General features: G+C 65.7%; 5 protein-coding genes. 4 read left to right on the top strand and 1 reads right to left on the bottom strand.

Translation table 11 applies throughout. From position 1 onward, the window contains the following. The 4 genes from AWB81_RS46065 to AWB81_RS37300 all read left to right on the top strand — a co-directional run. Positions 1-265 (top strand): hypothetical protein (locus AWB81_RS46065; RefSeq protein ID WP_159938999.1); only part of this gene is annotated, 265 nt, incomplete at its 5' end. A 75-nt stretch (positions 266-340) separates the two neighbouring features. Further along, complete coding sequence (locus AWB81_RS37290) at positions 341-6,133, top strand: eCIS core domain-containing protein (RefSeq protein ID WP_062642971.1); 5,793 nt, start codon at positions 341-343, stop codon at positions 6,131-6,133. Beyond that, the gene (locus tag AWB81_RS37295; protein WP_143753531.1) at positions 6,130-7,005 is read left to right on the top strand and encodes a hypothetical protein; all 876 of its coding nucleotides are present in this window, start codon (positions 6,130-6,132) and stop codon (positions 7,003-7,005) included. The genes AWB81_RS37290 and AWB81_RS37295 overlap by 4 nt, the downstream gene beginning before the upstream one ends. A 98-nt stretch (positions 7,006-7,103) precedes the next feature. Continuing rightward, positions 7,104-9,044 (top strand): eCIS core domain-containing protein, encoded by a 1,941-nt coding sequence (locus tag AWB81_RS37300; RefSeq protein ID WP_062642976.1) that lies wholly within the window; start codon positions 7,104-7,106, stop codon positions 9,042-9,044. A 344-nt stretch (positions 9,045-9,388) separates the two neighbouring features. Here AWB81_RS37300 and AWB81_RS37305 read toward each other — a convergent pair whose 3' ends face one another. Continuing rightward, positions 9,389-10,351 carry a toll/interleukin-1 receptor domain-containing protein gene (locus tag AWB81_RS37305; RefSeq protein ID WP_062642978.1) on the bottom strand — a complete coding sequence of 321 codons (963 nt, stop codon included), beginning with the start codon at positions 10,349-10,351 and terminating at the stop codon, positions 9,389-9,391. Between the last annotated feature and the right edge of the window lie 613 nt (positions 10,352-10,964).

Consider the following 10,964-nt stretch of genomic DNA (forward strand, 5'->3'; position numbering starts at 1 on the left):
GTTCGGCCCCGCCGTGCCGCTCGCCGACGACATCGACTGGCGCTTTCTCGCCGAAAAGTTCGAGACGACCGGCGGCGAAATCCAGGCGATCGCGCTCGACGCCGCGTTCCTCGCGGCGGCGCGGGACGAACCGGTCAGCATGCCGCACCTGATGCATGCGATGGCACGCCGCCAGACCAAGCAGGGCAATCCGGGCGGACTCGCGCGGTTCGAGGCGCACCGGGCGTCGATGAATCAATCTCAGGCGTCCGGGTTCGACGCCTGAGAACGCGGCGCCGGGCGAACGATCGAGCGCGGCTGTCGAAGGCGGGAGCGGCAAGCCGTACCGCGAAGGACCGAAATGAGCGAAGCAAGCCGCAGCGTGGACAGGGCCCGGCCGACCAACGAAGGCCCGGGCCCGCAATGGCCTCAAGGAGCCGAATCGAAGCCCGCGGCGGCTGCGCCTCTGAACGCCACGCTCGACAATCTGACGACGGGGCGGCTCTATGCGTCCTCGTCCTCGCCCCCGCCGCCGGGTCGCGGCGACAATCAGTCGACCCAGCACGCGCGCCGCCTGCCGCCGCCTGTGCAGTTGCAGCCGCGTCTCACGGGCGACAGCGCGCCGCCCGCTACGTTGCACGACGAACTGGGCCCCGGGCTTGCGCTGCCGGTCGCGCTGGCCGATCACTTCGGTCGCGCACTCGGCCAGACGTTCTCCGATGTACGCGTTCACCCCGATGCGCCCGCCGCGTTGCGGCGAAACGCGCGCGCGCTGGCGAGCGGGCGCGACATCGCGTTTGCGCCCGGCGAGTATCGGCCGGACACGCGCGCGGGGCTTCTGCTGCTCGGACACGAGTTGGCGCATGTCGTCCAGCAGTCTGCGTCATCGGGATCGGCGACGCCGGATTCGCGCCCGCCCGCCGACACCCCGGACGAGGCGACGCCGCAATTGAGCAGCGCCCAGGTCGACGACGGTGCCGCCGATCGGCGTCACGAACACGAGGCAGACCGCGCCGCCGAAGCGGCGTTGAGCGGCGCCGCCGCACCGCGGCTCAGCGCGCTGGCGCCTCGTGGCGCGGGGGACGCACGCGCCCGCGTGCAGCGCAGCCCGGCCGGCGGATCGGGCGATGCGGGAGGTACTGCGGGATCGCCGTTCGCCGCGCGCATCGCGCAGGACCGGTCGAGCGCGGTGCCGGCTGCCTCAGGCACGACGATCGTGATGGAGATTCCGGGCTTCGGGGCCACGGCGCGCTCGCGCCAGACCTTCGTGCTCGACGAGCCCGTGACGGGCGCCACGATGGTCACCGTCTACGCCGTGCCCTTGTCCGAGCTGTACGCCAGCCAGGAGGACGCGGCTGCCGCGCGCGGCAAGCCGCAGAAGGAACGGCACGCGCTCTCGCTCGCGGCGTCGGCCGATACGAAACTCCAGCCCGTCAGGCCGGTCGCGGGCAGTACCGGCAACACCGTCGCCGCGCCTGCGCCGAGCGCACCGCCCGCGGGCGCGCACCCGAGCGCTGCGCCGCCCGTAGCCGAAGGCGTCGCGACCGCATCGGCGGAACCGACATCGGGCGTCGTGGCCGACGCCGGTCCGTCGCCGCACGCGGATGTCCTCGCGGCCTACGACATCGACGGCCATCGGCTCGGCATCATCGAGCGCAGCGCGCAGTGGGGCATCACGAGCGAGTACACCAAGCTCTCCGTGGGCGCGGCGTCATGCGGCGTCGTGAAGACGCGCCAGGGCATCAAGCTGATCGATGCCGGCGTGCACCATGTGGGCGCCGACGTGGACGCCCAAATGGCCGACCGCGCGATGGACCGCCTCGCCGAACTGATCGGCAACGAGCCGATTCGCGAAATCATGATCACGCACGCGCACCTCGACCACATCGCGCTGCTCGACCGGATTTCGAGACGCTTCAGGATCGAGCGCATCACGATCAACGCGATCCAGTTGCTCGATCCCCGGTTCGCCAAGCAGGCACAGAACATCGCCGACACGCAGCGCGAAGTCATCCGGAAGCAGCTCACCAAGGACTTCGAGGCAAAACGCGAAAGCTGGCTCGCGGGCAAGGAAGGCGTCGATACCGCATCGACCTACCCGCAAGAAGCGGCGCGCGACGCCGCGTTCACCAAGTGGGTCGGCGAGCAGGTCGCGCTGGAACTGGCGAAGGCGAAACCGGTGGAGGTGCACGTCGCGCTGCCCGAGGGCAGCACGCTCAATGTCGGCGACGTGAAGATCGGCGGCATTGAGATCAGCCCGCAGGCCGTCAGCCCGGGCGCCCCCAAAGAAGGCTACGTGGCGAACGACCCCCTGCGCACCCTGCTGCTCGATCCGGAGTTCAAGACCCACTACGACGAGTTCCAGCGCAAGCTCGCGACCGACCCGAACGCCCGCTTCACCGCGATGGATGCGATGTCGTCGTCCTATGTGATGACGCTGCCGAACGGCAACCAGTTACTGGTGCTGTCCGACATCCGCACGGCGGACATCATGCGCCTGGGTACGACGCTCGTCGGCGAAATGGGCAAGCTCGGCGTCAAGGTGCAGTTCAGCGTCTGGGACGCGGGGCATCATGCCCAGTCGGGCTGGGTATCGGTCGGCGAGAAGGCCGGCACGGTGGGCCCGGGCAAGGTGCATGCCGAAGGCGTGCTGCGCGCCTCTCATCTGGCATCGATGACCGAACTGCTCACGCAGTTGACCGGCTCGAAGCCGGCGACGCCTGGCGTTGCAGGCGATGCGCTGATCGTATCGGTGGACCCGGCGAAGGTCGATCCGGCGCTCATGTACATACTCGAATCATCCGGACTCAAGCCACTCCTCGTGCATGGCGAGCAGGAGGTGCAACTGACGACCGCGATCACGGCGGCGAACCGCGAAACGAGCGGCATCAGCAAGGGCCAGGAATACGGCGACCTGCGCGTCGACCCGCTGCTGCGACGCGCCGATATCGCGATTCAGGATTTGCGCCGCAGGCTCGCCGATGCGAACGCGGGCGTCGCGATCGAAAAGGAGGATCAGAAACGCGACGCCGAAACGCGCAAGACGGAACTCGCAGACCGGCGCAGCACCTTGCAGGACGATATCAAAAAGCTCGGCGCGCAGCGGCGGACCGCGTTGAAGAACGTCAACGAGCCGGGAGTGAGGACAGTCAAGACGCCGGTAGAGGATCGGCAGGCCCGGCTCGACGAGGTGCAGAAACAGCTCGACGAGAAGCGCGCGGAACTCGCCGCGCTCGATCAGGAGGTGACCGACATTCGCGAGCGCGTCGGCCCGCTCGCGGCCGAGGTCACGCAACTCAAGGAGCGGATCGCGACGATCGAGGCAGCCAAGACCGCGTTCATTCACAAGGTCGGCGCGACGCCGAAGAAAAAGGTCGGCACCGGCGCGCAGGAGCGGGAGGTGCTCGATATTCCCGCCGACAAGCCGCCGCCCTTCGCGGACCAGCAAAACGCGCTGACCGATTCCGTCGATCCCGCGTATCACGACGCGATTCAGTCCGGCAAAGTGCCGCGGCTGACGGAAACATCGCTGATCGTGCTCGGCAAGAACGTCGCGAGCTCCCCCGAAACCAGGCAGTTGTTCGACACCTGGAACCAGGCAGAAGCGCTGCGCGCGGGCATCAGCACGGGCCAGTTGCCGTTGCAGGCGCACGCCGAGCTGATCGGCAAACTGGTCGAACTGAAGAAGCTCATCGCGGCGCGCAAGGACATCGAAGGGCAGCAAGCCGTTACGGACGAAATCGACCTCATCGACAAGCAGATCGAGGCGAGCGACATAGTCGTGCGTAAGCTCGCCGCGCAGGGCGAGAAGTCCGTTGCACGCGATCCGGCGACCGGGATGCGAGTCGAAACGTCGGTGTCCGCCGCGACCACCGCCGAGGAGGCGCAAGCGGGCGAGGGCAAGCCCGAGACCGCCGCTGCGCCCAAGGCGCAGGACACCGCTGCGCCCGGCGCTCAGGCGCAGCCGGCCGACCCCGCCGCCGCGCCTAAGGACGTCGCGCCCGCGCGGCCGGGAGTGGTCCAGAAAGGCGCCGCGCTCTTCGGCCGCGGGATGGGCGGAGTGATGGTGCTGCAGACCGTCTCGGGCACGGCGACCCTGCTCAAGCGCTACGGCCAGGACGAGGCGAACGCGACCGAGACAGCGGTCGGCGTGAGCAAAAGCGCGCTCGGCGTGTCGCTGGGTTATCGGATGTTGCGCGGCACGCATGTCGCCGGCGGCGAATTCGTGATTCTCTCCGTGCTCGACGTCGCGCAGACGGCCTTGTCCAACTACCGCAGCACCGAGGAGTTCAACACCGAGGTCGCCTACGCGATCGTGCGTAACGGCGTGAATCTGGCCCTTGCCGCGGTCGGGATGGCGTTGATCGAAACAGCCAATCCGGTCGGGATCATCGGCGGGCTCGCGGTGATGCTGCTCGGCGATTCCGTGCTCGAATGGCTCGGCGTGCACGACTGGCTCGCGAAAAAGTTCGCGTTCATGCCGGACGAGGTGATCGAAGTGCAGACCGATCTCGACAAGCTGATCGGAAAGTACAACGTGATCGTCGGCGCAATCGAACTGGCCGCGCTCAAGGACGAGTCACTGAAGGAACTCGGAGCGGACGACCCGGCTGCGCTGCGCGTCGCCACCGCCAGGGCGGTGGCGACGCGCCGTCAGGAGGTGACCTACGCCGAGCGCGAGATCCTCGACGAATTCACCCAGGCCTACGCACGCGCAAAGCAGGGCTACGCCGGCTTTCGGGAACTCGACGACCTGCGCTTCAAGTTCATTTCGCTGTACAACCGCGTACACGCGGGCGACTCCGCGGTCGACCAGCCGCCGGAATACGAGTTCGTGCCAGACTACGGCGATGTCGGCCCAATGGGCGCGGTCAAGCGTTCGGAACTTGGCGACACCTTCCGCAACGTGGAAGGCTCCCTCATGCCCGACACGATCCCGGCCGATGAAGTCCCGAGAATGGAGCAATGGCAGCGCATGGACGTGGAGATCGGATCGTTGGTCGAAGAGCTTTATCACACGGATTACGAGGACATCGACTGGATGAAAGTCTCGGAATGCCAGCATAACCTCGACCTGATGGTGTCGAACGCGCGTTACCGGCTCGACCCCGGCCAGCAAGGCCGCAACCGGCTGACGGCGATGTTCTCGCCCGGCACGCCCGCGCGACAGGCTTATGAAACCGCGTTCGCGGAGCGCGAAAACAAGCTCCACACGCTGCGCGCCCGTCAACTCGACGTGGCAATGAACAGTCACGCGCCCACTGGCGTCAAGATCAAGGGCAAGGCACGCTATGACACGGACGGCTGGATGATCGAGGACACGACCGTCTACTACGAGCCGACATGGGGCGGCGACGCCGACGTCGAAACCCGGCTCGCGCGGGCCGAAAATCTGGTGCTCTATTACTTGAACGAAATCCTCGAAATGGGCGAGTTGCCGGAGGGGCTCCACGTCGCGGAAATCTACGCGAACGAAGCGAGCCTCTCGACCTACGACAAGGCCATCACGAACGACGGCGACTACAACGCGCGCATCTTCGCGCTGCGCGGCTCCCGCCTCGCGACCATTGCCGGCATCGACCGCACTCACCGCCTGCTCGATGCAATGACGCTGACCGATGTGCAACGCGAGCGCCTGACGAAGATCGACGCCGATTGGAAGCGCGCCGAGGAAGACCGGCTCGTCGAATACGGGTATCTGCTGCCCGAAGAAGTCGCGCCGCTCAAGGCGCGCATCGTCGGCAAAAAGACCATTGCGCTCGCCGCCGCACTCGGCGAAGCGCAAGACGCGACGCAGTTGACCGATGAATCACGCCTTGCGCTGAAGTCGAAGGAGTTGTCCGAGCTCAGGCTGTCGAGCCTGCGCGACCGCGTGGCGGAACTCGCGCTGACCCTGCCCGAGGCCGACGACGAACCGATCGAGCGCGTCTACCGCCTGCAGGCGGCGCCCAGCGTGATCGTCGCGGTGCAGGTGGACGACGCGTACGCTCGTGAGTACGACGGCGCGGGCGAGGGCGGCGAATCGGAGCATGTCGACGTGATCCCGCTGAACGCCGCCGCGATCGCGTACTACGGCGACCGCGGCCCGCACTCCGAGGACGAATGGGGACTGTTGCCGGTGACACTCGCGGAATTGAAGAAGGCAAAACCATGATGGAGATCGACGATTGGTTCGAGACCGCGGTTCCTTTCGAAGGGCGCGTCGTGACCGTGATCCTTCGGCTCGCGACCTTCGCCGACATCGCCCCGTTCACGCGGGAACCGCTCGGGTACGGACAAGCCGCGCGCGACACCACCGCCCGGCTCGCGCTCGCGTACGAGATCGCGAGTTTCGACGGGAAGGACATGCGGCTCGACACAGCGGACCGGATCACGGCCGATCCCCAGGCTCACGCGGCAATCCTCGTGAAGCGCAACGCGCTCGTCGAGCGCGGGCGCGCGGCAGGCGTGGCGTGGGCGACCTGCCCGCATTGCAAGGCGGCCGAAGTCAGGCTGGGATTGATCGGGTATGCGACGCGCATCGGCGCGCTCCCGCCTGAGCCGGTGGCCGCCGATCCGGCATTTCTTTTGCCGCCCTCTTTATCGCTCGACCACGCTCCCGGCCGCCTTCCGGCCGCTGCGGCCACGGCTGCGAAGATCCGCTTCGAATTGCCTTCGGCGGCGATTGGCATGGGCCGGGTTGCGCTGCCCGCCGCGGGCCAGCTCGGCACGATCGATCCGAAGCGCGAGGCGGCTGCGTGGCAGCGCTGGGCAACCGACCAGTCGAACTGGCGCGACGACCGCGTCTGGTGGACCAGGGACAACGCCTGTTTTCGAGCAGCGCTTGCGCTGTCGGTGGGTATCGAACGGCTCGACCCGGGTGGACGGCCGACGCCGGAAAAAATCGCGCGTATGCCGGTAATCGACGTATATTTTCTGGATGCGCTGTATTTCCTCACGCATTTCGCCGATGTGCCGGAACACGCCATCGCCGATACGTGTCCGTCCTGCCAGGGACAGTTCTTCCCGGTGCTGCGCAATGCCTAGCCCGCTGCCTGTTCCGTTCTTGCTGCGCTCGCCGGCGATCGTCCCGCACGAGCTCGGCTTCGCGGCGGGGCCACGCCGACGCTGCTGAAAGGAAACGCATGAACCGCGCGCATTCGCGTCGTCATCGCGGCGACGATTCCCTTGGCGGTCACAGCGAGGCTCTCCCCGCGCACGCTGCGCGCCTCGCGCGTTCTGCCAGCAACGCAATCGCGCCGCTGCCCGGACGCGACGCGCGCCAGAGCCTGGACAACCAGGCCGTGCAGGCTATGTATCGACGCGGCAGCCTGCGTGCGAAGCTCGAGTTGGGAGCGGCCGACGCGCCCGAGGAACAACAGGCCGACGCACTCGCCGAGCGCGTCGTGCGCGCACCCGATACCGCGTGCTGCAGCGGCTGCGCGACCGGCGGCGCCTGCGATCGACCGCCCGTCGTGCAGCGGTCGGCGAGCGCGCACGAACGCGGCGCCGGGGCGCTCTCTCCCGAATGCGGGCGCGCGTTGACGCGACTCACGACCGGCGGAGAGCCGTTGCCCGCAGCCGAGCGTGACTTCTTCGAGCCGCGGCTCGCTCGCGATCTCGGCGATGTGCGCGTCCATCGCGACGAGCCCGCGCAGGACGCCGCGCGTGCAATCTCGGCCAGGGCTTTCACGGTCGGTTCGCACATCGGATTCGGCGCGGGCCACTGGGCGCCCGGTACGAGCGCCGGCCGGCATCTGCTCGCGCACGAGCTCGCCCATGTGCAGCAGTCGACTTCAAACGCACCCGGTGATGTCGCCCGCGCCCGCGGGAACGACGCCGTGCGCCGCGCGCCCGGCCGGCCGGCGCTGCCCGAGCCGGTGCCGCCGTTCAAACCCGCACCGGGGCAATTGGGCACCGAGACGAGCCGGGTGACGCATTCGCAGTCGAAGAGCATCGACGTGACGATCCAGCGCTCGAGCCGCTGCGGCTGGACAGAGGACGTCCAGTTGCGGTTCGACCCGGACAAAGGCGCCTGCCGCATCGATACAGGCGCCGACGTGGAGTTCGTGCCGTCGCCGGTTGCTGCACGGAGGTTGTCGAACGCCGATTTCGAAACGCTCGCCGGCCGCTACATGGGTCTCGCGAACAGTTATTTCGAAGGCTGGTACGCGCTGCGCATCACGGGCGGCGACCATTGCGGTGCACCCTGCCAGAACGTGCAGATGCCGATCCATGTGCACATGAACCGCGGCAAGGGCGGAAAGCGGATCGTTCTGTCGTCGGGCAACGAGCGCGAGAATGCGGGCGAGGTGCACGCCGGAACGCCCGACTGGACCTTGAGGCACGAGGCAGGGCACGTCGCCCTCGGCGCCGCGGACGAATACGAGGAAAGCGGCGAAGCCTGCCGCGAAGGCGAGAACGTCGAGGAGCGCGACTGGTCGCTGATGGCGAATCAGAAACGCTGGACGCGCCGCTCGCTGCTTCAGCCACGGCATTTCTCCCACATCGTCACGTGGTTTCAGCACGAGTACCCTGGCTGCGGGATCGAGATGATTCCACTGCGCGGACCGGGTCCGCTCGATATCGACGTCACGCTGTCGATGGGCGCGGGCTTCATGGGCAAAAGCCAAGGCCTTGCCTACGACCTCGGCTTCAGAGTCGGCGTTCCTCTGGACCGTCTGCGCGAGTGGGCATTTTCGGTCGGGCCCCACGCGCACATGCTCCTTACAACCGGCAACGACGAGTCGCGCACGGCCTACTTGCTCGGCTTGCGATTCGGCCTCGAGAGGCGCTTCACCCCGTCGACCGGCGGTCCGATCCTCGGCGGCTTTGCCGAGATCGGCTACGGCAGATTTGGACTGACGTCGGGTGGGGACGCTACGGAGCGGCACGAAGGCGCGCCTTTCGCGCTGGCCGGAGTGCGCGCCGGCTATGCATTTCCGGAGAATAATTTGCCGCCCGCGATCACGCTCGATGCGTCCGTCGGCGTACCGGGCGTCATCGGGACGCAGGGCGAGTCTGTCCCGCCGCAAACGCGCGCGAACTGGTGGCAACTCGGCTTGTCCGCGACGTGGCGGTATTGAGAAGCTCCAGTCCGTGGGTATCGGGAGGCGAGGATAATCGTTTGATCGGGTCCCGCCGGCAACACTGTCATAGCCGCAGCGAGCGTCCGGTACCCGTGTAGAGCGCGCTTTCAAGTATCGGCCCGAATGTATGGGCGAATGACCGGACGTGGTCGATCACCGTCCGATGCTCGTCGCAGCCGGAGTTCCCGTCACACCCGCGGTGTGAAGGACCGTCGCCGGACCCGTAGCGGTCAGTCGACCCAACGTCATCTTGACGACGGCTTCCAAGGGTCAACGGCCGTTCTCGGTTCTCTATCGCGACACCTCCGGTCAGACTTCGACCAACGTTGACGTTTGAAGACCTATTCGCTGTCATCTGCGGCCAGCACAGAAGCTTGGTCCTCAGGTGTGGCTTCTCGAACCATGCGAAGAAGAAATACCCTACGTAGCGATTCCGCTTCCACAGCAACGTGCGCCGCTTCGACTTTGAGTGCGTCCGCAAAACCAGACCACCCCCCGACAAAACCGTTGGCATAAAAGGCACCGCCTGAATTTCCACGATCGCCGTGTCGGACGTTTGCCATCCGCTCACTAGTCCACGGCTCCTTTTCACAGTCACCAAAGAACGGATGATGCCACTTCAGGTTGACCATGATTGGTGGACGGGGGTAGTACACCTCCGCGTTCTTGACCTTTTCAATCTCGCTCTGGGTTGGAAGCCGCCAGATCCAGCTTGTGGCCTGCGCGTAGGTCTCGAGCTTTGGCCTCACATCTTCAAGGACGACGCGGTCTGGAGAACGGCAGTTTCCCCAGACCAAGCCGGTCGTGGTGTCGAGTACCGACTTGTCGCGGAGGAATTTGAATCCCTGCGCGTGCACTGGAGGGGGTTCAGGTAGCCGGCGGTAAATCGTGTCTCTGAGCAGCCCATAGTTGCTGCCCCAGTCGGCGCCTCGTAAGTCGATGTAATAAGTTCCCAGTAGCCAAGAGGGGGCAGACTGCTTCCACTCTCCATCTCGAAGCACGGGAATAAACTTTCGACGATTTTTCAGTACAAAGGCCTCACCGGTCATGATATCTCCCTCATAACCTACGCCTCCGAGTCGATCGTCTGTTTTGCGCTTGTAAGATGGAGTACACACTACGATGACATGGTCGTTCTCCCGTATCGCGCTCTCCATGAACTGAGGAAGGTTGTCGCCAGCAACCGCGTGCCACTGGTCGAGGATGGTCGTGACTCCGTCCGCTCGCATCCTGGTCGACAGTTCGCGGACCCAGGTTCGATGCGGTTCGGGATCCCAGCAATAGCTGACAAATGCGGTTGTCATTCGAGGCTCCTCGCGACAATACCTATATCGCGCGTGTCACCACTAGCAGGTTAGTTCGGCAAATAACACTCTTGTCAAGAAAGCATGTCAACCGAATTTTTTGACGTCTCGGATGCCCCAGAATCAAGGACCACTTGAAACCCGCCTCTAAATATGCGGGATCGGCTTAACTAAAGCCACCAGCTCTGAGGTGCCGACCTGCTCTCCATGACTTGACACCTTTGCGTCAATCGGGCCCATGCTCCGTATTGTCGTCCCAATGATAAAGGTGGCAAACCGCCAAACCGACTACTGGTGAGCCCCGACCACAGCAACAGCCCCAGTAGTTGACCGATAGCCAGAGGCGAACGGCCGATCAAACGTCAGTCCATGACAGCGTGCGAGTGCCCGAAGCTGGCCGGAACCAGGCTCTTCCGATTGGTTAGACCGATCTCGACGAGACGCGTGAGCTTCCGGTTCTAATACATTGGGTCAATGTGATTGATGTCATTAACACGATGCGGTTCATTCAAGTGTCGAAGGAGCGGACCTGAATAGTCGGTCTTGCAGAATCGCGCGAAGCCAAGCGCAGCGTGCGGATAGGTGCAGATAAGCAGTTGCGAAACTCCCAGTT

Origin of the sequence: Caballeronia arationis, from assembly GCF_001544975.2 — a bacterium.
GTDB lineage: Bacteria > Pseudomonadota > Gammaproteobacteria > Burkholderiales > Burkholderiaceae > Caballeronia > Caballeronia arationis.